The sequence below is a fragment of the Methanorbis rubei genome (assembly GCF_032714495.1).
Taxonomy (GTDB): domain Archaea; phylum Halobacteriota; class Methanomicrobia; order Methanomicrobiales; family Methanocorpusculaceae; genus Methanocorpusculum; species Methanocorpusculum rubei.
Genome location: NZ_JAWDKB010000001.1, coordinates 56,101 through 77,881, shown reverse-complemented (window position 1 = coordinate 77,881; position 21,781 = coordinate 56,101). Strand labels below are relative to the sequence as shown.

Below are 21,781 nucleotides of genomic sequence, written 5' to 3'. Positions count from 1 at the left end.
AAGATTACTCTTCGCCTTCATCAGAGAACTGATTCTGCTGAACCTCATCGACCGGAGCACCAGAGTCAGGAGACTCAACAGTTTCCTCAGCCTCATCATCAGCAGGAACAACCGCAACACTCGTCACTTTGTCCCCGACATCCACACGAATTACACGCACTCCCTGAGTGCTGCGTTTCTGAATAGAAATGTCGCCGGCCTGCGTGCGCATCACAACACCGCCCGCAGTCGTGATAACAATCTCCTCATCATCTCCGATGGCGATCGAAGAGACAACGCCGCCGCGTTCAAGGTTCGTCACAATATTTCTGACACCCTGCGTACCGCGACCCTTGCCGCGGAACTCCTCGAACGGAGTCCTCTTACCAAAGCCGCCTTCGGTGATCGTCAGAAGATGATCCTTCTCCACAAGCGTCAGCGCACGAACCGCGTCAGTGCCGCGAAGCGTAATACCCTTCACACCCTGAGCACCGCGTCCCGTGTTTCGCACCGCATCCTCGCCGAACCGCAGACTCTGACCGAGCCAGGTCGTCAGAACAACATCGCAGGACCCGTCAGTAACCATCACATCCACCAGTTCATCGCCTTCAAGAATCGTGATCGCAATCAGACCACCGGTACGCGGACGCGAGAACAGCTCCTGCGACATCTTGCCGACCTTGCCCATCTTCGTTGCAAAGAAGAGATACTTGTCTGAGTCAAAGCTTCTCAGAGGGATAACTGCTGCGACTTCTTCATCGGTCAGGTTCAGCAGATTCACAATCGCTTTTCCTTTGCTCTGGCGCGACCCTTCGGGAATCTCATGCACCCGCAGCCAGTACGCACGGCCCTTGTTCGTGAAACAGAGCAGATAATCATGCGTGCTTGCAAGGAACACCTTATCGACCGAGTCCTCGTCCTTCGTCGTCATACCGGTCACACCGCGGCCTCCGCGGCGCTGCTGACGGCATGACTCAAGCGGCATCCGCTTGATGTAATCCTGCGAAGTCAGCATCACTAAAACCTGTTTATCCTCGATGAAATCAAGAATATCCATGTCAGTGTTTGCCGAGTAATCGATCTTGCTTCTGCGGTCATCCGCATACTTCTCGCGAATCTCTGCGGTCTCCTCCTTCACGACAGACAGGATGTTTGCATCAGATGCTAAGATCCAGTTCAGCTTATCGATGATAATCTGAAGCTCATTCTTCTCATCAATGATCTTCTGCTGTTCCAGAGCTGCGAGGCGACGGAGCTGCATCTTCAGAATCGCATCAGCCTGCATCTCCGAAAATCCGAATTTGCTGACAAGGGCAACCTGAGCTGCCGCAACTTCGGGCGAGCCGCGAATCGTTGCGATGACCTCATCGATCATATCCAGAGCCTTTAAGAGACCGTCCAGAATATGCTTGCGCTCCTCGGCCTTTCGCAGATCAAACTGCGAACGTCTGCGAACAACCGACATGCGGTGAGAGATGAAGTGCTTGAGCATCTCAGACAGAGAGAGAATCATCGGCTTCTTCTCAACGATCGCGAGGTTTGTGATACCAAACGAGCTCTCAAGCTGAGTGTGTTTGTAGAGCTGGTTCAAAACCACATTGCCCTGCACACCCTGCTTCAGCTCAATGATGACGCGGATACCATCCTTGTCAGACTCATCACGCAGATCGCTGATACCCTCGATCTGCTTGTTCTTCACAAGTTCAGCGATCCTCTCGATCATTACCGCCTTGTTCACCTGATAGGGAATCTCGGTGATCACAATCTGTTCAAAGTTCTTCTTCCGCTCCTCAATTTCTGCAACACCGCGGACAACAACCTTGCCCTGACCGGTGAGGTAAGCGTTTTTCACACCGTCAGTACCCATGATGATACCGCCGGTCGGGAAATCGGGCGCCGGAAGGATCTTCATCATATCCTCAACCGTCATCTCCGGCTGGTCGATGAAAGCCGCAACCAGATCACAGACCTCGCCGAGGTTGTGCGGCATCATGCTTGTCGCCATACCGACCGCAATACCGGTCGTTCCGTTCACCAGAAGATTCGGGATTCTGCTCGGCAGAACATCCGGCTCTTCGGAAGACTCATCAAAGTTCGGGACGAAGTCAACCGTCTCTTTTTCGATGTCTTCGAGAAGCGACTCTGCCGCCTTCGTCAGACGTGCCTCGGTGTAACGGTATGCTGCTGCCGAGTCGCCGTCAATCGAACCGAAGTTACCCTGACCATCAATCAGCGGATATCGGTACGAGAACGGTTGGGCCATCTTGACAAGCGTGTCGTAAATTGCCGAGTCTCCGTGCGGGTGGTAGTTACCCATGGTTGCTGCCACAGCTTTTGCCGACTTCTTGTAGGCCTTGTCGCTCGTGTTGCCCTCGTCATGGAGCATCGCGTACAAAATTCTGCGGTGAACCGGTTTTAAACCGTCACGTGCATCAGGAATCGCACGACCGATGATGACCGACATCGCATAATCGATGAAACAGTTCTTCATCTCGTCTTCGATGTTGATCGGTGCAACGCGGTGGGTTATCTTTTCGACAGACTGCTGCTGGTCTTCAGATGTCAAGGTTCTTCACCTCCCCTGCATGGCGTTTAATGAAATCTTTTCTCGGCATCACATCATCGCCCATGAGTTTCTCAAAAATCTCGTTTGCATAGCTTGCATCCTCAATTCTGATCTGTTTTAAGATACGGTTCTCAGGATTCATTGTCGTATCCCAGAGCTGACCGGCATTCATTTCTCCAAGACCTTTGTAACGCTGGACAGAAATTCCCTTGTCGCCGAACTCGGCGACTGCTGCACGCATGTCCTCTTCAGTATACACGTATCTCTCCTGCTTGCCTTTTGCCACGCGGAACAGCGGGGGTTGGGCAACGTAGACGTAACCGAGTTCAACGAGCGGTTTCATGAACCGGTAGAAGAAGGTCAGCAGCAGAATTCTGATGTGTGCCCCATCCACATCCGCATCAGTCATGATGACGATGTGGTGGTAACGGGCGCGTTCAGGATCAAACATCTCTCCGTATCCTGCACCGATCGCAGAGATGAGCGTCTGAATTTCGGCATTCTTCAATGCCTTGTTCTCGATTGCTTTCTCAACGTTCAGAATTTTACCACGAAGCGGGAGAATTGCCTGGAACTTTCGGTCACGTCCCTGCTTTGCAGAACCGCCGGCAGAATCTCCTTCCACAATATAGATCTCACTCTTTGCTGGGTCGCGTTCGGAACAGTCCGCAAGTTTGCCGGGGAGACCCGACATCTCAAGCGAACTTTTTCTTCGTGCAAGCTCTTTGGCGCGGCGTGCTGCCTCGCGGGCGTTTGCTGCTTCCTGCGCTTTTCGTGCGATTGCTGCAATGACTTTCGGGTTCTCTTCAAAGAACTCGGTCAGTGCCTGATAGACCATTGAGTCTACGAGGCCGCGGACATTGCTGTTGCCGAGCCGCATCTTGGTCTGGCCTTCAAACTGCGGGTTCGCAATCTTCACGCTGATGACTGCGGTCAGACCCTCGCGAACGTCTTCGCCTTTGACGGAGACGTCATCTTTGAGATGTTTGTTCGCATGGGCACTGTTGTTGATCGCACGAGTGAGAGCTGAGCGGAATCCTTCCAGATGGGTTCCGCCTTCGCGGGTGTTGACGCTGTTGACGAACGTGAACAACGTTTCGCTGTAGGTCTGGTTGTACTGCAGGGCAATCTCGACCTCGATCTTGTTCTCGTTGTCGGACTTGTCCACATAGATGACCTCGTTGTGCAGCAGCTCTTTGCCCTCGTTTAAGTGGGCAACGAACTCGCTGAGACCGCCTTCGTAGCGGAAGAGATCAGAGTCTCCGGTGCGGTTGTCCACAACTTTGATCTCAAGACCTTTGTTGAGGTAGGCAAGCTCGCGGAATCGGTGGGCAAGGATGTCGTAGTCGAACAGGACGGTGTCAAATATTTTCACGTCGGGCTGGAAGGTGATGCGGGTTCCGGTAACTTCGTCCTGATCTGCTGAGACCGGATTGCCGAGACGGATGCACCGCTCGCGGAACTCACCTGCGGTTTCGGGACGGCTCTCCAGTTTCTGGACAAGGCCGCCGCGGGAAAATATCATCGAGTAGACATTTCCGCTTCGGTAGACTTCAACGGTCAGCTTTGTTGAGAGAGCGTTGACGACAGAGACACCAACACCGTGCAGACCGCCAGATACCTGATAGGTATTTTTGTCGAACTTTCCGCCGGCATGCAGAACGGTCATGACCACTTCAAGAGCGCTCTTGTTCTGCTTTGGCATGATGTCAACCGGAATACCGCGGCCGTCATCCTCAATCGTGCAGGATCCGTCAGCATTCAGCGTGATTGCGATATGTTTACAGGATCCGGCCAGTGCCTCGTCAATGGAGTTGTCGACAACTTCGTAGACAAGATGGTGCAGACCACGGGTATCGGTGCTGCCGATATACATGGCTGGGCGCTCACGAACCGGGGCCAGGCCCTCAAGAACGGTGATGTGAGACGCGTCATAATTATTGGTCATGGAATAGAGATCTCCTTAGACATCGCGGATGGTGCGATGTAACAATGAAACTTGTGAGGATTTTTCCCAATCTGCGTTTGATTTTTAGACTGACTGGAAAAAATGATAATTCCTTATTATATTAGTGTCGATCCCATATTAAGCCAGTGACCGTGTCGTTGGAGTAATAAAATGAATTTCGTTTACCGGATTTTTGTCGGGGGCGGGCATAAAGAAATCGTGATGAAATATTTTCATTATTTTATTTGGAAAAAGGATGTTGCTGAATGATGAGCGTGGTCTCGTTTGAGGTAACCACGGAACACACTGAACACACGGAATTCCACGGAAAAAACACAGAATACCGCTTCGCTTACGGAAAACACGGAACGCATGCCTTCGGCCTGCTTACCGCTTCGCGGGAAAGCCTAAGGAGGTTGGAATCTCAAAGCGGTGACCCATACATATACCTGTACTCTTAGTCTTTCCGTGTTTTCCGTAAGCGAAGCGGTATTCTGTGTTTTTTCCGTGGAATTCCGTGTGTTCAGTGTGTTCCGTGGTTACCCCAAGCGAGACCATATCCACCACTACCCCGATTACTTTTTTCAGAAAAAAACACGAAAACATTTCATCATAATTTTTCTAAAAACTTTTTCAAAAAAAATCGACGAAAAATTTTGTGACATAATATTTTTTTCACGCTACCCGTACTGCCTCGCAAGTTTGTGTACAAAAAAATATTCCACACAGCATCACAACCATGCGAATGAAAACATTCACACAAAAATATTTTCAAAAAAAAAATTCAAAAAAAAATTATTTTTTCGATCGACGTTTTTTCTTCGACATCGACGGAAGATCCAGCATATACTTGCCCTCATCAACCCCGATGATAATATCCTGCGACTCGGCCAGCCGTTCAAGGTTCAGCTCGTACTTTCCTTTGCTAACGATGCGGACACTTTCCACTCTCTCTAAAATATCAGTGGGCCGGGACGCAGGTCCCTGACTTTTTACCTCAAGGACCTCCTGCTTGGTCTCCTGCGCAATGTCGGTGATACTCTTCTCTTCCAGCACATCCGCATTGCGCACGCGGTCACTCACGTAGAGGAACTTCTTTCCGCCGCAACTGGGACATCCGCGGAGAATCTCCACCGAACCATCGCGGAACTCGCGACCGCACTGGGTACATTTATGTGGCATGGCTGTTTACGAACCGTTTTGTAGTGGTGTTTACTGTGCAGCAGATGCCCAGGCGATAAGGCGGTCCTTCTCGCGGGTAAGCATCTTCAACTGATCAACCGGACCGATAACCATCAGCCTGCCGGCAGGTGCCTTTCCTCCGCCGAACAGCTTGGAGAACAGGCCGCCTTCCGAGCCGGAAGTGGACGGATACGTCTCGATCTCAATACCGGAAAAACCTCCGGGAGAGATCTCCATCATCGTTGACTCAAGGAGCTTGCCCTGCTCTTCCGGGGTGAGGCCCTTCTCCAGAACAACAATGTAGCCCTGGCGGACATCATCCAGAATAAGCCGGATCTTCTCCATCGAAGTCATCCTGCTGAGACGGTCGCTTGACAGCATATCAATCTGAACGCCCTGAATCATTTTCTTCACCTCACCTGAATACCTCGGAGATCTTTCCATACAGATCATCCATATTGTTTCCTTCAAGACCTGAGATCATCACCACAGGATGCTGCGGGAATGCACTCTTGATCCGCTGCGGAGCTGCGTCTGGCAGATCGATCTTGTTTGCAACGATAATAACCGGCAGTTTGCGGGACTCGATAATACCGATCATCATAATGTTGACATGCATGAACGGATCCTGTGTACTGTCAAGCACATAGATGACGCCGTCGATGTCCTCGCGAAGCCAGTGCATTGCTTCCGCAACACCTTCCGTCGCCTCGCGTGCACGGGCAACAGCCTCATCCTGATCCATACCGTACTCAAGGAACTCATGATAATCGATCTTGGTTGTAACTCCCGGAGTATCGACAATATCAATCAGAAGTTTGCTTCCGCCGCTGTTGATCTCAACGCCCTCTTTTCTTCGGGCGCGGCGGGTCTCATGCGGAACCTCACTCACTGGACCGATTGCCTCGCCTGTAACATCACGGACGATACGGTTTGCAAGGGTGGTCTTTCCGGCGTTTGGTGGACCATAAATACCAACACGCGAGCGTTTTTTGCCGAACAGCTTTGAGAAAAAGCCTTTTATACGCATCATAACTGCCATGAAAACACCTAAATTGGAATATGTTATATTTCAGTTGTAAAGGAATATAAACATTCATGTTACGAAACGAAAAACAAAAGAGCGTCTGACGAACCCGAATCTCAATACTTTCTACTTATACCGGTCACATCTATAAAATACATTCCCCCGTGAGTATATAAACATCCTGAGAAATTTCAAAAATCGCCAGAATCAAAACGAAATTGTCACAATAAATAGAGATATATTCGCGCGTCATTTCTAAAAATAGCTCAAAAGATAATGAATTTATACTCTGACAGAGTATTACTCACTAATCACCAGAAATGACTCAGGAGGTGAAAAAAGTCTGATGAGAACAAATACTGAAATTCCGGAAAACCGGAGAGGAATACGACTTATTGATATCATGCAGCCGAACCCGACAACAATATCTGTGGGTTCAACAACCGACAAAGCAGCAGCACTCATGTGCTGCGACGACGTCGGCAGCTGCATTGTAACCCAAAGCGGAATACCCAAGGGAATCGTAACCGAGCAGGACTTCAACTGTAAAGTCATGGCCAAAAACCTGCTGCCCGGTTCCGTTCGCGTGGAAGACGTCATGAGTTCTCCCCTGATAACCGTCAGCGAGGAGATGACGGTGTCTGAAGCCGCGAAAAAAATGATTGCACATAAAGTGAGAAGACTGCCGGTCACGAACGCCAAAGGAACTGTCACCGGCATGGTAACCGTCCGCGACCTTCTTGGCGTCACGAACGAGATCAACGAGATCATGTCTGAACTTCTCGTAATCAACCGTCCGGACGACAGATTCGGGACTTGTGCCGTATGCGGTGCAATGGCCGCAGACCTCGTGCCAATCGACGGCAACTTAGTCTGCCAAAACTGCCGTGAGCAGGAACGTATCTAACTCATCGATCACTTTACATGCACGATACCTATGTCAAATATCACAAAATCATCAAAGGGACAGCGACAAATACCCGGAACAGAAGGAAAGTCAAAGATCTCGGAAAAGAAGAGTAACCTTCTCGCTATCGCAACAACGAACGTAATATCCGTACCTCCCACCATGAGCATCATCGAAGGCGTCGAGATGATGAGCAAACACAGCTTCCGCAGACTGCCGATCACTGATCCGGGAAACAAAAAACTTCTCGGCATCGTCACCATCACCGACGTCATCAACATGATGGGAGGCGGTAGCAGGTACAACCTTGTCACCAAACGTCACAAAGGTTCCCTGCTCTCAGCACTCAACGATGAAATCCGTGCGATCGCATCCGAAAAAGTGGACTGCTTAACGCCGGCAACCTCGATACAGGATGCTATTTGTCTGCTGGTTGAGAGCGGACACGGAAGTTTCCCGATCACCAACCCTGACAACACGATTGCAGGAATTGTCACCGAGTACGATATCATGAGAATGCTTGCGAACACGGTCTCTGACCTGACGGTTGATGAGATCATGACCAAGCGGCCGAAGGTTGTCGCACCGAACGTTCCCATCAGCCATGTCACCAAGCAGATGGTTGATCATGACTACCGCCGTCTTCCGGTGGTAAAGGATGATCTCCTCATCGGTATGATCACGGCAACCGATATCATGGGATACATCGGCGGAGGCAAAGTCTTCTCCAACATGAACACGGGTTCAGTCGACGAAGTTCTGAACCTGCCGGTGCGGGAACTTATGGCAGCGACAAACATCCGCACGATGACCCCGGGCAAAAGAATCGACGAGGTCGCCCGCGAGATGCTTGAGTTCGGTATTGGCGCATTCCCGGTGATCGACAACGGCAAACTCACCGGTATTGTGACCGAGTTCGATCTGGTAAAAGCTCTCGCAGAAGATATGTGAACCCACCATGCACCGGACGGCTCCTAAAAAAACGGATGATCCGACCGGTGCCAATACGAAACAAACGCATTCAGGACTTCCTCATACAGGAATCACAGGGCTGTATGAACCTGTAGAAAAATCGTAGAATACCACAAAAAACAAAAAAAAGGAGGCAGCAAAATGAAACCGAAGTTAACCGTAAAGGATGTAATGTCTAAACCAGTGTCAATTGCAAAGTCAGCGTTAATCCCTGAAGCACTTGACAAAATGCTTGCTGAAGGAATCGATCCGATTGTAGTCACCAACGACCGTGTGGTTGTTGGAACCGCGTCTCGCCGTACCATCGCAGAGAAGATGGGAAGCAAAAAAACCGGAAACATTCCTGCATCACAGATCCGTGTTGCAAGCGTAACCCGCGAAGACTTCACCTCGGTTTACCAGGATCAGGATGTGGATCTGTTGATCCCGCTGCTCCAGAGATACAAAATTGTTGTAGTCTGGGATGAGGAACACCGGTTGATCGGACAGGTAACCACCGGTGATCTTCTGAAAATAGTAAAGCCCGAGGGAACAATTGAGACCATGATAGAGCTTGCACCACGCATTGCATTGGACGACCGCGTGGTCCAGCTTCACCGCCGCATGGTTGGGGACGGTGCAACGAGATTTGTGGTGATGGACGGACACAAACCGGTCGGTATTGTGACCGAGACCGACATTGCAAAAATTCTTGTGAAACTCAAGAGCGAGATTGACAAACATTTCGAAAACGCGCTTCGAAACGTCACCGCATCAGACATCATGTCAAGCCCCATTATCACGATGCCGGCAAAAACGCCGGTAACGAAAGTGGTTGAGACGATGTTGTCCAAAAACATCAGTACAATTCCGATTGCAGACGGCGAGAAGATAGTTGGATTTGCAACACGCAAGTCACTGATTGACGCAATCTGAATATATTCTCAATCTATTTTTTTCTGAAAAAAAGTAAGTGGATAAGTGGCGAATGTGGTTTTACTTGGAAAAATCCACCACTCTTTCGTTCAACATTTTTCAGAAGAAAACAGCTAAATCTTTTTGTGAGATTCATGAACAAAATACAAAGTCGTCAGATTCGTCATTGGTATAAACCCTGCCGACATAAAATTATAGAACTATGCTGAATAATCCCACGAACCCCATGCATCCGGCAGCATCGGTGGACGAACTGTTGGATCGAATGAGCCGCACAGGTTTTCAGGGAGGAAAACTTGGCGAAAGTTACCAGATATGGAAGGAGATGGTTGAAACCCCTGATGTCACCATCATCCTTGGACTCTCCGGCGCCATGATTCCTGCCGGAATGCAGGAATGCCTCATCCAGCTGGTGGAACACCGGTTTGTGGACGCAATCGTTTCAACAGGTGCAAACATCTTTCATGACGTCTGCGAACACCTCGGTGTCAGGCACTACAAGGGATCGCATCTGGTAAATGATGCCGAGCTGTATCAACAAGGAATTGACAGGATATACGATGTCTTTGCAGTGGAAAAAGAATTTCAGAATGTGGAGCAGTACATAGGAAATTTTGCAAAGACCCTTGGGGATGCAAGATTGAGCAGCAGAGCGTTTCTCAATCTCCTCGGAGAAAAAATCATCTCTGACCGTCCGGAGGGAAGAAGCTTACTTGCAGCCTGCACAAAAAATCATGTGCCGGTACATGTCCCTGCCCTTGCAGACTCGGCAATTGGCATCGGACTCGTGAACGCGCACCGCAGTGGGGCAGAGCTCATCATCGACCAGATAGCAGACGCAAGTGAACTCGCCGCATTTGTTGAGGATGCAAAGCAGACGGGTGTCATCTACCTTGGCGGCGGAACACCGAAGAACTTTATTCAGCAGACAGAAGTTATCCCTCCAAGAAACAGCAAGAACTACATCGGCGGGCACACGTATGCGATTCAGTACACCACCGATGCACCGCACTGGGGAGGACTCTCAGGCTGTACCTTTGAAGAGGCGGTGAGCTGGGGAAAAGAGAAACCTGAGTCAAAGAAGCTCCAGTGCTTCTGCGACATCACCATTGCCCTTCCGATCATCGTGTCTGCACTGCTGGCATCAGGGGCAGTGAGAAAATGAACCGCGAGAGTAGCAAGGCAGTGAGTATAGGAATTTATCACTCATTGCCCCAGAGATCAGTCTTCGGACTGTAAAGGATGGGAGAGATGGGAGCCTGCTGATGTCGAGCTGTCTTGCAAAAATAAGGAAGTAAACAGGCGACGATGCTGAAAATTCGGTACATTTCGCAATCGAAACCACCGTGGAGTATGTGACATAGTCGAATGATAGTATTGCAAAAGAAATACTTTCTCGGCACAAATATATATGGTGAGAACATATAATTGAGATGCTAGACTGGGAAAATTTACGAAATAACAGCTGCACGATACTTTTGCGATGAACAGTGCTAAATGACTGTTTTAAGTAAAAACCCAGATCATTGATGATGAGAGTGTGATCAAAATGAGTGGTGGGAAAAATAATCCAGACACATGCATCCTTTGCGGTGCACCAATCAAAGTTGTTCATCCGGCACAAACAATGCATTGTGCTATTTGCGGAAGAAAATACACTGACGTTGTGCTCTGCAAAGAAGGACATTACATCTGCGAGCACTGTAGAAAAGACCCAGGCAAAGAGATGATCCGATCCATCTGCGTACGGAGTACATCAAAAAATCCTATTGAAATTGCCACTGAGATCATGAGCAGCCCGGTAATTGCGTTCCGGCAGCAGGAGCATCACAGTATTGTTGCCGCCTCACTCCTCACTGCATACAAAAACAACGGAGGAAACGTTGACGACTTCAAGGCATCCCTCATGGAAATCATAAAGCGAGGGACACACATCCCCTATAAGATCCAGTTGGAGACCGGAACCAGCGGTGGAGCGATGAGTGCAGGAATTTTCCATTCGGTCCTCACCGGCATGAACATCCATAACAAGGAAGGATGGGCCGAAGGAGCAATGATAGTAGCGGAATGTATGACAAAGATCAGTGAGATCGAAGGACCATGTTGCTGCAAACGCTGTACGTTTACTGCTATCAGTGTTACCGCACAGAACTCTGAAAAATACTACAATGTCCCTATGGACATACCCGAGAAGATCCGTTGCAAATATACAAAAAGAAACCGTGATTGTGTCAAGGCAAACTGCCCGTACTTCCCGGCATAATTTTACCAGTTTTTTCCGTCAATCCTTTTTCTGCTTGCAGACGGTGTGAGCTTTCGTTTCATGACTTCGCCCGGATGCACCATTGCGTAGGATGAATCGCCATTCAAAACAACCGCATGAGAATCCTGTCCTTCAAGACAGCGAAGACCGCCCTCGGCGGGAGGAGACGCAAGTACCATGAGAAACTCTACGGGATCTCCGTAGAGTTCGGACAGCAACTGTTTTTTTGCAGCGATTTCGCTGCGGAACCCGCGAACACTCGACGGATTTACGATCACCTCGCCAAACACCCGGACACCATCAGCAGTCTTGATCAAAAGATCCATCTCTGCTGCAACGCGGCCATCAACCTTAAACCGGATTCCTCCGTCGCGGGAGTACCACAGTCCGTCAGGCGCATACTTGTCGTACGGGACAAAGCAGGCATCCGAAAACTTCGAGACAACCGAAACAACCGCGTCAGAGTTTTCCACAGCGCTAAGCAGCAGTTCATACACCAGAGCCTCGAAGTATTTTCCGACAACCGAACGATGAAGAGGACTTGTCTCGTCATAGAGCACCGCACGTTCGGGTTTGGTGAGATGATGCACTGCATAACGCACGTGAACGGGAAGAATCTCTGCGGATGAAAGCAGTGTGGAAACCTCGGCAGCAGACATAAAAAAAAGTTAACGGTGGGTGAAGTAGGCGGTGACTTTGCCGTTCTTCACCGAGTCAATCTTTGCGAAACCCACACGCTCGAACTGAACGATTTTCCCTTCGTACGAAAGAAGAGCAGCTTCACAGAATCCTTCACTGGTTCCTTCCGGCGTCAGGAAGGAACATGGAACGCCCGTTCCGGCAGGCAGCCACTGAACGATCGGTGCCTTCGCCGCTCTTGCTTCAGTTAGCGAGTCGCCTGCATACTCTGCGGTTGTCTCGCCGGTCATTCTGATGTTGAAGAGGTCCTTCAGTCGAAGCATGCGGCCTGCTTCAATCTCTGACTTTGGCAGGAGAACTTTTCCAGTGAAGGAGAGGAGACGTTCCCCGCGTTCCGGCATGTTTGGATAGATCGGTGCATGGGCATCCATTGCCGGAGCGTTTGCGACAGTTACTTCGACTGCGTCAGGGACAAAGAAGTACCGGTCGGCTGGCGCATCGATGACAGCTTTGTTCTGGGCGAACAAATTTTCCCATGAGAAGGAGATGTCCGTATCACCAATACCGATGTCAACGACTGCGGCACGGACGGCTTCCGGCTGAATGCCGCGGCGGGCAAGTGCACGAAGCGTTCCGAGATGAATGTCGTCCCATCCGGTGTAGAGGCCTTCGTTGATTCCTTTGCGCATCCCTGATGTTGAGAGCTCAAGTCCTGCGATGGACATTCTGCCGTAATGGTAGAAGTAGGGCATCTTCCAACCAAAATACTGGTAGATGTACTCCTGGCGGCGGGTGTTGGCGATGTGATCTTTTCCGCGGATGACATGCGTCATGCCAAGCAGGTGATCATCGATTGCGACCGAGAAGTTCATCAGCGGGTAGACAAAGATCTCAGGACGGCGGGGATGTGGAGTTGAGGTGAGAACACGCATTGCGGCAAAGTCGCGGACCGCCGGGTCAGGGTGGGCGATGTCGGTCTTGACCCGCATGGTTATTTCGCCTTCCTGATACTTGCCTGCAAGCATGTCGTCAAAGCGTGCGAGGTTTTCCTCGACGGTCATGCTGCGGCAGGGACACGGCTGTTTTTTGAGCTTGAGTTCGCGGAACTCATCGTTGTTGCAGTTGCACATGTAGGCACCGCCGAGTTTGATGAGCTCTCTTGCATAGTCATAGTAGGTCTGGAACCGGTCGGACTGGTAGACGATGTCGGTGATTCCAATGCCGAGCCATTTGAGATCCTCGGTGACCATGTCGTAGGCTGCCGGGTCCACGCGTTTGGGGTCGGTGTCTTCGACGCGGTAGTAGTATTTTCCGCCGTATTTTCTGACATAATAGTCGTTCAAGACAGATGCACGGGCGTGACCGAGGTGCAGGGGGCCGGACGGGTTTGGCGCAAACCGCATGACAACGCCGCCTTCGGCCTCGGGCAGCTCGGGAAGTTCATGAACCCGTTCCTTTTTCTCATGCATCTTCTCAATCATCTCAGGCGATAAGGCGGTGAGTTTTGCCTCACGTTCCTCAACAGACATTGCCTCAACTTCTGCAAGGATTGCAGGAACCATGGCATTGATCTCTTTGGCCTGACTGCGGAGTTCAGGGTGGGCACCCATAACAGAGCCGAGAATTGCACCGGCTTTTGGAACCGATTTGTGTTTTACTGCGTTCTGCAGAGCGAAAAGAAAGATATCATCACGAATATTTGTATCGGACATTTGCGGGAATTATATTGGCGGGCGGGGTGTTTATACTTGTTTCCCATTTAACCATCAGGGCTCGAGAAAATATCATTATCTCAGGCAGACTATTACTGTGTAACCATCAGAAAGATGACACAATCCTACGTGAGTATCAAAAAAGACGTACTGGCACTGCTTGAGCGTGAGCTGGCGTACATGCAGGAACATTTCGGCGTACGAACGATCGGTCTGTTCGGATCAGTAAGCAGAGGAGAGGATACGCCGGAAAGTGATGTGGATATTGTCGTCGGATTCCGCGAGGGAGAGTATACGCTCGCGAACTTAGTGCATCTTGCTGATTATCTTGAAGATAAAATAAAACGATCCGTTGACGTGGTTTTGGACGATGCAATCAGCAGATACCTCAGACCGTTTATTGAGGAAGAGGTGATTATGATTGCGCCGGCATGACAGTGTCTACATTCGCCATATTCATGATGAGATAGAATTTCTTGAAGAGAATTTTCAAAATCTTACCTATGCGGAACTGACAAGCGACAAACGCGCTCAGCATATGATAACAAAAGCGCTGGAGATCATCGGTGAAGCTTCCAAGAATCTCTCGGATGCAACAAAAAACGAGCACAATACAATCGAATGGCGGCTGATTGCAGGAATGCGGGACCGGCTTACCCACAGTTACGATGATGTGAGTTGGAAGACGGTCTGGGATGTTTTGCAGAATGATATTCCTGCTCTGAAAATTGGTATTGATCAAATCTTAGCAGAGAAGGGATGGTAAGAGTTACTCTCCTTCCCACTCACGATAAAACTCAGCGAGAAACTCTTCCATATACTTATGTCGCTGCTCTGCGATTGCACGGCCCTCAGGAGTGTTCATCCGGTCCCGCAGGAGCAGAAGTTTTTCGTAAAAATGATTGATGGTGTGACGGCTGCCGCTCCGGTACTCAGCAGCAGTTCCAACTGCTACAACTTCTTCATCAGAGTTGTAGATTTCACGGTCCTTTGCCCCTCCGTACGCAAATGCCCGCGCAATGCCGATAGCCCCAATAGCATCCAGCCGGTCGGCATCCTGCACAATCTGTCCTTCCAATGACAGAGGGGTTTGATCAAAACCGCCTTTGAAACCAAGATGCAGAATATCAAAGATGATGCCGTCCCAGATCTCATTCGAAAGCGCCGCACGAACACCAAGCTGATCGATGAGAGCGTTAAGAGCATCAGCGACGTTACCCTCATAGAACTTTTCATCAAAAACATCATGCAGCAGAGCGGTCAGCTCCACTTTGATCGGATCTCCTCCGGCTGATTGATTGATCTTTGCCGCAAGGGAGGCGACACGAACCACATGCCACCAGTCATGACCGGTCGACTCGCCAAGCGAGCACGAGCGGACATGATCGCGAACAACGGTGAGAATCTCAGCCTGATCCATAACTCTACAAAATATTGCCGTCAGTCAATATGAACCAGAGGGATTAAAAAAAATCCAACAATCAAACAACACAACAAAAACAGAACAACAATTACTTGTCCCCAGTCAACCACTACAACCGAGCGAAGCGAGTGGACCGCGCCGGTAAAACCGTGTGAGTGTCCGAACGCCTATGGCGTTCGGACACTCACATTACGGTTTTAGCGGGTCGGTTAGTACCCTCTCGTAATAAAGAAGTCCACCATCTCAAAGATCAGATCCCGCTCTTCAGATGCCGGAACAACTGCTGCAAGACCGGTCTTGGAGTCAGCGATCATCTTCTCAGAAATACCGCGAACCTTGCCAAGCACACCCGACTTCTCAAGAAGGGCAATTGCCTCGGCAATCTCTTCCTTTGTAAGATGATCCTTGTGGTACTTTGACAAATCAACACCCATCTCGCGTGCAGTAATTGCCAGAAGCGTCTGCTTGTTCTCGCGAAGATCTGATGCCTGATCCTTACCAGAAACCTCAGGCGGCGTCATCAGATCAATGATATCGTCCTGAATCTGGAACGCAATTCCCGTGTTCTGACCAAGCGTATAGAATGCTGCAATCTGCTTGGCGTCTCCTCCAGCAAGAGCCGCGCCGATACCGGCAGCTGCCGCATACAAAACACCCGTCTTCTTTCGGACCATCTCAAGATACTCGGATGCCTTGACATCACTCCGGGTCTCAAAGGAAACATCCTCCTCCTGACCCTCGCAGATCTCATAGCATGCATGAGACAGCATCTGAACAGCCTTCACCTTCGACTCAGCGCTTGCATTCTTCACCGAACACAGATACTCAAACGCCCTTGCATACAAAACATCGCCTGCAAGAATTGCCGTTGCCTCGTTCCACACCACATGAACCGTCGGCCGTCCGCGGCGCAGCGAATCGCCGTCCATAATATCATCATGAACCAGCGTGAACGTGTGAGTCCACTCAAGAGCAAGAGCAGCAGAGAAAATATCTGCCGACGCACCCTTGCGGACAGCGTCTGCTGCAAGAAGAACCATCGCAGGTCTCAGACGCTTGCCGCCGCCGAGCAGCAGATGGGCTGACGCCTTCTGCAGTGTCGTGTCGGTCGCTTTGCTGTACTCGTCCGCCTCCTGATCAACTTTCTCGGCAACAGACTTCAGATACTCAGATAAATCCATAATACACACTCTCAAATTTTTTGGTTATTTCGGAAGAACCAGACGGTCCCCGTTCTGCATAATGTGAACATCACGGTTCAGCGTGTAACCGAACTCGCGGCTGAGCGTCACATACCCGCCCTTCATCTCAAACGGACCATGGGACGGAACAATGTGCTCAGGGTTCAGCATAGAAAGCAGATCATAATGCTCCTGATAGTACGCGTGTCCCGTAACATGCAGACCATCAAAGATGCGGGCACCCTGCCGCAGCAGCAGACGATCAACCTCGGCACGCTGTGCATAGTTCACCGGATTTGGAATAATGTTTGCGGAAAACATTACCTTGTCACCCTTCTCGACCTTGAATGGTGTCTCGCCCATCGCCATGCGGGAAAGCATCGAGCCCGGCTCACCCTGGTGACCGGTCACCACAAGAAGGAACTTCTCCTTTCCTTCCTTTGCAACGCGGCGCAGCATACGGTCGGTGGTCTTGCGGTTGCCGTAGATGCTCGTTCCTTGCGGGAACGCAACCATCTTCATGACCTCTGCAGTACCGTTGTACCTCTCCATCGATCTTCCGAGGAGGATCGGGGTCCGGTCAATCTCGCGTGCACACTCGGTGATGGATTTGATTCTCGCAATCTGTGATGCAAACGTCGAGACAATGATCGCGTTCTTGTCATCCTCGCAGCGGGTGATGGCATCGCGAACGCGAAGCCGTGCCACCTGTTCACTTGGAGAGTAGCCGCGGTCGTCAAGATTCAACGACTCAACGATCAAGAGCTTCACGCCTTCCTTACCGATCGCACGCAGACGTGCAAGATCCGGAGCCTCGCCGATCACCGGCGTCATATCCAGTTTGAAATCGTTGGCATACACCACACAACCCGCCGGCGTGTGAAGCACCGCAATTGCCGAGTCGATGATACTGTGCTGAATGCGAACGAACTCAAGCGTCAGATGCTGCGAGATGGTGTACTTGCCTCCGGCTTTCAGCGCAAAGGTCTTGTTCGTCACCGAGAACTTGCGTTCTCCCTCGATCTGCTGCTTGATAAGCTCTGTCGTGTACGGCGTTGCGATGATCGGGCAGTTGTAGCGGTGGGCAAGCTTCTGAACCGCACCGATGTGGTCAAGGTGGCCGTGCGTACAAACGATCGCCTTCACCGTTCCCTCGACAGAGTTCATCACGGTATCGTCAGGGATTGCACCAATCTGGATCAGATCCAGCGAGTGCATGTTCTCCATTTCTACATTGTTGTTTCCTGATATCGGGTCAAGATACAGACCCATATCAAAGATAACGATCTCTTTGCCGACGCGGACAGCGGTCATATTCCTTCCGACCTCGTTGTATCCGCCAACAGCAATGACTTCTATGTCAACCATTCATATTCTCCAAATTAAATTGTGGACCATTGCGACATCGGCATTATTCCAGGGTCATCTCCCGCAGCGTTCCGGTAATATAGGTCCGTGCGGACTGAAGCGCGGAAACATCTGCAGAGCCGGTCAGAAACATTGCCGCACGAAGCTGGTAATGAATCGAGTCAATGCTCGCATACGTCTCCTCTTCGCCGGACAGTGCCGGAGAGAGCAGGGGAAGAGCCATGCCCCCGAGGGTTGCCCCGAGAGCTATTCCTTTTGCGATGTCAAGACCTGAGCGCAGCCCGCCGGTTGCGATCACAGGTCCTTTTCTGGTCCCGGCTACCTCAAAAACACTCAATGCTGTTGGAATTCCCCACGTAAGGAGGGAATCCCCAAGTTCCCGGAGTGCTTTATCACCGGCAGCCCCGCGCTCATCAGCGCGGATTCCTTCTATCTTCGCCCACGAGGTTCCGCCGACACCTCCGGTGTCAATGGCGGCAACGCCTGCATCCCAGAGCTGGGACGCGACCTCGCGGGAGATTCCGTTTCCGGTCTCTTTGACGATGATTGGAAACTTCACATCTTTGCAGCACTGCCGGATTGCCTCAAGGCATCCGACTGCGGAACGGTCGCCTTCCGGCTGGATTACCTCCTGCAAAAAGTTCAGATGAATGCAGAGAGCGTCAGCCTCAATCATCTCAACAGCGCGCTCCGCCCACTCGGCACCATGCTCTGCGAGCTGGACGGCACCGAGATTTCCGCAGACAAAGGCATGCGGAGCGGTCTCGCGGACAATCGCAAACGAGTCGGCAAGCTCAGGTTTTTCAAGAGCCGCACGCTGGGAGCCGACACCAATACCGAGCCGGTACTTTTCTGCGGCAGCTGCAAGAACACGGTTTACCTCAGCAGTATCAGGATGACCGCCGGTCATCGCCGCAATAAACAGCGGAGAGCCGAGACGTTTTCCGAGAAACTCAACCGAGAGATCGATTGCATCCATATCGCATTCGGGCAGGGCACAGTGTACCAGATGCACGTCGTCAAAGAGCGTGGTTCCTGTTTCGATGTTCTCCTGACTGCAGATACGCAGATGATCCATCTTGCGTGATGAGGTAAGTTTCGCCTTTGTCATGATTTCGTTACCGAACAGTTGTTCCGCCGTGCTCGTGGTCTTCAAGGAAGTCCATCACACGGGATATGTGAAAGAGGTGCGATGAGATGCCGGCATCTGCCAGAAGCAGAAGCTCTTCGACTTTTCCTCGCATTCCTCCGGTCACATCAGTATTCGAGGAGTCGCCGAGATCAATGGATCCGACATTTTCGCGGGTAATGACAGGAACTACCGAGCCTTCAGAGAGAACTCCAGGGACATCGGTTGCAACGCCGACGCGGGTTGCGCCAAGAGCCTTGGCCATGGCAGGCACAATCTGATCACCTGAGACGATCACCGCTCCGCGAATAGTATCCATCACCACATCACCGTGCAGTACCGGAACGACACCGAGACGAAGCATTGCTTTGATCTGTTCCTCGCCTGAGTAGAGCAGACGGCCGTTCTGCGCAAGGCTGCTGCAGAACGGATGCATGCATACCGCGTCAACTCCTTCCTCACGAAGGACTGCGACAAACTCCTCGTTGAGTCTGCGGACCGCAAAGTGCGTGACCGCAATGCCTTCGGCATTTTCGTTGGTGACGCCGTCCTGAATGTGGTAGGCTTTGGCTTCCGGATGACCGCAGGAGCCAGCGCCGTGAACGATCACAAGCGGCACCGACTTTGCGACCGGAGCAATCTGTGCAGCAAGCTCGCGGATCCGTACGGTGTCAATGACGCCTGTCTCGGATTTTTTGGTGACTACGCTGCCGCCGAGTTTGAGTACGGTAATTTCACTCATCTTTTTCCTTCCGTGCACCGTCGGTGTCAATGGTGGTGGTGATGGCGCGGGCATCGCATCCTTCGATTGCGCCCGCGACACGGTTGCGGGAGCTCTTCGAACAGATTGCATACATGGACCCGCCGCCTCCGGCACCGGTTGTCTTCGCGCCGTACGCTCCTGCGGAACGTGCAGCGAGAACAAGTTTTGAAAGCATCGGATGGCCGACGCCAAGAGCGTCGAGCAGCGCATGGTTCATGTTCATCAGGTTGCCGAACTCTTTTTGGTTGTCGAGGTTGTGCATCGCATGCATGGTGATGGCAGCAATCGAGTCAAGAATCGGCTCTGCAATGTCAGGTGAGTTCTTGCGAAGCTCGGCAACTTTTCCCACCATCTCAGATGTGCTGTGGGAGACAAGGGTGTTGCCGATCACCAGCGAGAAGTTCTGCGGAGGCAGAAGACGCCGTTTTTCACTGCCGCGGACAAGAACCATGCCGCCGAAGGTGGAGACATAGGTGTCGGTCGCGCTGGCGCGTCCGTTTTGTGCTGACATCTCCACCTGATGAGCGAGATCGGCGATCTCGGTCTTGGTCTTTTTGAGCTCGAACTCGTCGTTGATGGCACACAGAGTTGCAACCGTTACGGCTGCTGATGAACCGAGTCCGGACGAACTCGGCAGCTGGGATCTGACATAGACACTTCCTTTGACATCCATCAACCGGAAGCATTCGGCGATGTAGGGGGAGTTTGGTTTCTGATGGTATCTTGACTCGCGAACCGTAACGATTACGCGAGGTTTGATTGCCATCGCAATGCCCGGCTTTCCGTAGACAACGGCATGTTCACCGAAGAGGAAAACTTTCCCCGGAGCACTCCATGTTGCCATTTCAGACGACCTCCATAGCTGCATACCCGACGACCTCGCGGTCGTCGCCGGTCGCGTCACCCGAGGTCTGATACATGATCAGTTTTGCTTCGTGTGCGCCGAGATGTTTTCCAACCAGCAGCATCACAGCGATGCATCCGTATCCGCACATCGAGGGCCTCACCGTCATGAGAGTTTCGTAGAACAAATCCACGTCAAGTTTTGCTGCTGCGGCAAGAACCGTGAGGTCATCATGTTCGGCAACTTTGGCAGGAACATAATGCGAGCCGTCACCGGAAGCAATGATGACGACACTGCCGCTCGCGGCATGACTCGCATCAATCGCTTTGGTGATTGCGGCAGCAACAGTGCGGGCCGAGGCCAAGGACTGATCACCAAGCAGGATCGGCGCAACTTTTGCCTGCGGGAACCGGTAGCGGATAAAGGGCATCTGCGTCTCAAGAGAGTTCTCCTGAACACGCATCAGATCGTTTTTAGTTGGAATGCCTGCATCAGCAAAAGCAGCAACAAGTTCTATATCGGCCGCAACCGGACCGAGCGGCGTCTCCCAGGAACAGTCGCCGGAAACGGTCATACATCCTGCATGGCTCGGGCCGACAATCACAAATGTTCCGGAAAACGTCTCGGGAATTTTCGCATAAGCGCATGCAGCAGTTTTTCCCGAGTAAATGTAGCCTGCATGCGGAACCAACACACCGTACGGAGAGGTTACAGACGTAACCGTAGAAGAAAAAAACGCATCAAGCAGAGATGTCAGCTCCTCTGCGTCAGCAGGGTAAAACATACCCGCAAGTGTTACAGGCCGCGCGGTCGCCGTACCGGCTGAGGAGCAGCATGCAGAAGTTCCCTCTATTTTCATAGATATCAAACGGATTTTACGCCGTAACCAAATTTTTCGTCCGCAGGTCCCGCGAAAGATACTATTGAGATATTGCGGGCTGGCGTGTGAAGGTGATTATGTGT

At 51.2% G+C, this 21,781-nt stretch carries 21 protein-coding genes; 7 read left to right on the top strand and 14 right to left on the bottom strand.

Translation table 11 applies throughout. The features are described 5' to 3' along the window. Positions 1 to 4: 4 nt before the first annotated feature. The 5 genes from gyrA to McpCs1_RS00390 all read right to left on the bottom strand — a co-directional run bounded on the left by gyrA (position 5) and on the right by McpCs1_RS00390 (position 6,717). The gene (gene gyrA, locus McpCs1_RS00410; RefSeq protein ID WP_338095288.1) at positions 5 to 2,545 is read right to left on the bottom strand and encodes a DNA gyrase subunit A; all 2,541 of its coding nucleotides are present in this window, start codon (positions 2,543 to 2,545) and stop codon (positions 5 to 7) included. After that, the gene (gene gyrB, locus McpCs1_RS00405) at positions 2,535 to 4,493 is read right to left on the bottom strand and encodes a DNA topoisomerase (ATP-hydrolyzing) subunit B (protein WP_338095287.1); all 1,959 of its coding nucleotides are present in this window, start codon (positions 4,491 to 4,493) and stop codon (positions 2,535 to 2,537) included. Before gyrB ends, gyrA begins: the two co-directional genes overlap by 11 nt. Before the next feature lie 795 nt (positions 4,494 to 5,288). Next, positions 5,289 to 5,675, bottom strand: a complete 387-nt coding sequence (locus McpCs1_RS00400; RefSeq protein WP_338095286.1) for a Zn-ribbon domain-containing protein — start codon at positions 5,673 to 5,675, stop codon at positions 5,289 to 5,291. A 30-nt stretch (positions 5,676 to 5,705) separates the two neighbouring features. Then, positions 5,706 to 6,080, bottom strand: a complete 375-nt coding sequence (locus tag McpCs1_RS00395; protein ID WP_338095285.1) for a DUF2073 domain-containing protein — start codon at positions 6,078 to 6,080, stop codon at positions 5,706 to 5,708. Between the two features lie 10 nt (positions 6,081 to 6,090). Continuing rightward, on the bottom strand, positions 6,091 to 6,717 hold the full coding sequence (locus McpCs1_RS00390; RefSeq protein WP_338095284.1) for an Era-like GTP-binding protein: 627 nt from the start codon (positions 6,715 to 6,717) through the stop codon (positions 6,091 to 6,093). A gap of 331 nt (positions 6,718 to 7,048) precedes the next feature. Between McpCs1_RS00390 and McpCs1_RS00385 the strand changes: the two genes are divergently transcribed. The 5 genes from McpCs1_RS00385 (at position 7,049) to McpCs1_RS00365 (ending at position 11,759) form a co-directional block, all read left to right on the top strand. Then, a complete protein-coding gene (locus McpCs1_RS00385) occupies positions 7,049 to 7,609 on the top strand; it encodes a CBS domain-containing protein (RefSeq protein ID WP_338095283.1) in 561 nt (186 codons plus the stop codon). Positions 7,610 to 7,639: 30 nt separating this feature from the next. Further along, entirely contained in the window at positions 7,640 to 8,560 is a 921-nt protein-coding gene (locus tag McpCs1_RS00380) for a CBS domain-containing protein (protein WP_338095282.1), read from the top strand. A gap of 162 nt (positions 8,561 to 8,722) precedes the next feature. Further along, complete coding sequence (locus McpCs1_RS00375) at positions 8,723 to 9,496, top strand: CBS domain-containing protein (RefSeq protein WP_338095281.1); 774 nt, start codon at positions 8,723 to 8,725, stop codon at positions 9,494 to 9,496. A 202-nt stretch (positions 9,497 to 9,698) separates the two neighbouring features. Next, positions 9,699 to 10,661, top strand: coding sequence for a deoxyhypusine synthase (locus McpCs1_RS00370; RefSeq protein WP_338095280.1), 963 nt, complete (start codon positions 9,699 to 9,701; stop codon positions 10,659 to 10,661). A 384-nt stretch (positions 10,662 to 11,045) separates the two neighbouring features. After that, positions 11,046 to 11,759 (top strand): DUF5714 domain-containing protein, encoded by a 714-nt coding sequence (locus McpCs1_RS00365; protein ID WP_338095279.1) that lies wholly within the window; start codon positions 11,046 to 11,048, stop codon positions 11,757 to 11,759. 2 nt (positions 11,760 to 11,761) lie between these two features. Here the strand turns inward: McpCs1_RS00365 and McpCs1_RS00360 are convergent, their stop codons facing one another. Then, on the bottom strand, positions 11,762 to 12,418 hold the full coding sequence (locus McpCs1_RS00360; protein WP_338095278.1) for a hypothetical protein: 657 nt from the start codon (positions 12,416 to 12,418) through the stop codon (positions 11,762 to 11,764). A gap of 9 nt (positions 12,419 to 12,427) precedes the next feature. Beyond that, positions 12,428 to 14,110, bottom strand: coding sequence for a glutamate--tRNA ligase (locus tag McpCs1_RS00355; protein WP_338095277.1), 1,683 nt, complete (start codon positions 14,108 to 14,110; stop codon positions 12,428 to 12,430). Positions 14,111 to 14,224: 114 nt separating this feature from the next. Here McpCs1_RS00355 and McpCs1_RS00350 point away from each other — a divergent pair, with 114 nt between their 5' ends. Beyond that, complete coding sequence (locus McpCs1_RS00350; RefSeq protein WP_338095276.1) at positions 14,225 to 14,545, top strand: nucleotidyltransferase family protein; 321 nt, start codon at positions 14,225 to 14,227, stop codon at positions 14,543 to 14,545. Then, on the top strand, positions 14,532 to 14,876 hold the full coding sequence (locus McpCs1_RS00345; RefSeq protein ID WP_338095275.1) for a HepT-like ribonuclease domain-containing protein: 345 nt from the start codon (positions 14,532 to 14,534) through the stop codon (positions 14,874 to 14,876). Before McpCs1_RS00350 ends, McpCs1_RS00345 begins: the two co-directional genes overlap by 14 nt. Positions 14,877 to 14,879: 3 nt before the next feature. Here McpCs1_RS00345 and McpCs1_RS00340 read toward each other — a convergent pair whose 3' ends face one another. The 7 genes from McpCs1_RS00340 to amrB all read right to left on the bottom strand — a co-directional run bounded on the left by McpCs1_RS00340 (position 14,880) and on the right by amrB (position 21,677). Continuing rightward, the gene (locus tag McpCs1_RS00340; protein WP_338095274.1) at positions 14,880 to 15,530 is read right to left on the bottom strand and encodes an HD domain-containing protein; all 651 of its coding nucleotides are present in this window, start codon (positions 15,528 to 15,530) and stop codon (positions 14,880 to 14,882) included. 212 nt (positions 15,531 to 15,742) lie between these two features. Further along, the gene (locus McpCs1_RS00335) at positions 15,743 to 16,714 is read right to left on the bottom strand and encodes a polyprenyl synthetase family protein (protein ID WP_338095273.1); all 972 of its coding nucleotides are present in this window, start codon (positions 16,712 to 16,714) and stop codon (positions 15,743 to 15,745) included. Positions 16,715 to 16,738: 24 nt separating this feature from the next. After that, entirely contained in the window at positions 16,739 to 18,082 is a 1,344-nt protein-coding gene (locus McpCs1_RS00330; RefSeq protein ID WP_338094920.1) for an RNase J family beta-CASP ribonuclease, read from the bottom strand. A 43-nt stretch (positions 18,083 to 18,125) separates the two neighbouring features. Continuing rightward, positions 18,126 to 19,193, bottom strand: a complete 1,068-nt coding sequence (gene fni / locus McpCs1_RS00325) for a type 2 isopentenyl-diphosphate Delta-isomerase (RefSeq protein WP_338095272.1) — start codon at positions 19,191 to 19,193, stop codon at positions 18,126 to 18,128. A gap of 7 nt (positions 19,194 to 19,200) precedes the next feature. Beyond that, entirely contained in the window at positions 19,201 to 19,953 is a 753-nt protein-coding gene (locus McpCs1_RS00320; protein ID WP_338095271.1) for an isopentenyl phosphate kinase, read from the bottom strand. Beyond that, positions 19,946 to 20,818, bottom strand: a complete 873-nt coding sequence (gene mvk, locus McpCs1_RS00315; protein WP_338095270.1) for a mevalonate kinase — start codon at positions 20,816 to 20,818, stop codon at positions 19,946 to 19,948. The genes McpCs1_RS00320 and mvk overlap by 8 nt, the downstream gene beginning before the upstream one ends. A gap of 1 nt (position 20,819) precedes the next feature. Then, positions 20,820 to 21,677, bottom strand: coding sequence for an AmmeMemoRadiSam system protein B (gene amrB / locus McpCs1_RS00310; protein ID WP_338095269.1), 858 nt, complete (start codon positions 21,675 to 21,677; stop codon positions 20,820 to 20,822). Positions 21,678 to 21,781 lie beyond the last annotated feature (104 nt).

Coding starts and splice junctions, on each gene's coding strand:
- gyrB (WP_338095287.1), bottom strand. CDS start 4,493: ATGACCAATAATTATGACGCGTCTCACATCACCGTTCTTGAGGGCCTG.
- McpCs1_RS00400 (WP_338095286.1), bottom strand. CDS start 5,675: ATGCCACATAAATGTACCCAGTGCGGTCGCGAGTTCCGCGATGGTTCG.
- McpCs1_RS00395 (WP_338095285.1), bottom strand. CDS start 6,080: ATGATTCAGGGCGTTCAGATTGATATGCTGTCAAGCGACCGTCTCAGC.
- McpCs1_RS00390 (WP_338095284.1), bottom strand. CDS start 6,717: ATGGCAGTTATGATGCGTATAAAAGGCTTTTTCTCAAAGCTGTTCGGC.
- McpCs1_RS00385 (WP_338095283.1), top strand. CDS start 7,049: ATGAGAACAAATACTGAAATTCCGGAAAACCGGAGAGGAATACGACTT.
- McpCs1_RS00380 (WP_338095282.1), top strand. CDS start 7,640: ATGTCAAATATCACAAAATCATCAAAGGGACAGCGACAAATACCCGGA.
- McpCs1_RS00375 (WP_338095281.1), top strand. CDS start 8,723: ATGAAACCGAAGTTAACCGTAAAGGATGTAATGTCTAAACCAGTGTCA.
- McpCs1_RS00370 (WP_338095280.1), top strand. CDS start 9,699: ATGCTGAATAATCCCACGAACCCCATGCATCCGGCAGCATCGGTGGAC.
- McpCs1_RS00365 (WP_338095279.1), top strand. CDS start 11,046: ATGAGTGGTGGGAAAAATAATCCAGACACATGCATCCTTTGCGGTGCA.
- McpCs1_RS00360 (WP_338095278.1), bottom strand. CDS start 12,418: ATGTCTGCTGCCGAGGTTTCCACACTGCTTTCATCCGCAGAGATTCTT.
- McpCs1_RS00355 (WP_338095277.1), bottom strand. CDS start 14,110: ATGTCCGATACAAATATTCGTGATGATATCTTTCTTTTCGCTCTGCAG.
- McpCs1_RS00350 (WP_338095276.1), top strand. CDS start 14,225: ATGACACAATCCTACGTGAGTATCAAAAAAGACGTACTGGCACTGCTT.
- McpCs1_RS00340 (WP_338095274.1), bottom strand. CDS start 15,530: ATGGATCAGGCTGAGATTCTCACCGTTGTTCGCGATCATGTCCGCTCG.
- McpCs1_RS00335 (WP_338095273.1), bottom strand. CDS start 16,714: ATGGATTTATCTGAGTATCTGAAGTCTGTTGCCGAGAAAGTTGATCAG.
- McpCs1_RS00330 (WP_338094920.1), bottom strand. CDS start 18,082: ATGGTTGACATAGAAGTCATTGCTGTTGGCGGATACAACGAGGTCGGA.
- fni (WP_338095272.1), bottom strand. CDS start 19,193: ATGACAAAGGCGAAACTTACCTCATCACGCAAGATGGATCATCTGCGT.
- McpCs1_RS00320 (WP_338095271.1), bottom strand. CDS start 19,953: ATGAGTGAAATTACCGTACTCAAACTCGGCGGCAGCGTAGTCACCAAA.
- mvk (WP_338095270.1), bottom strand. CDS start 20,818: ATGGCAACATGGAGTGCTCCGGGGAAAGTTTTCCTCTTCGGTGAACAT.
- amrB (WP_338095269.1), bottom strand. CDS start 21,677: ATGAAAATAGAGGGAACTTCTGCATGCTGCTCCTCAGCCGGTACGGCG.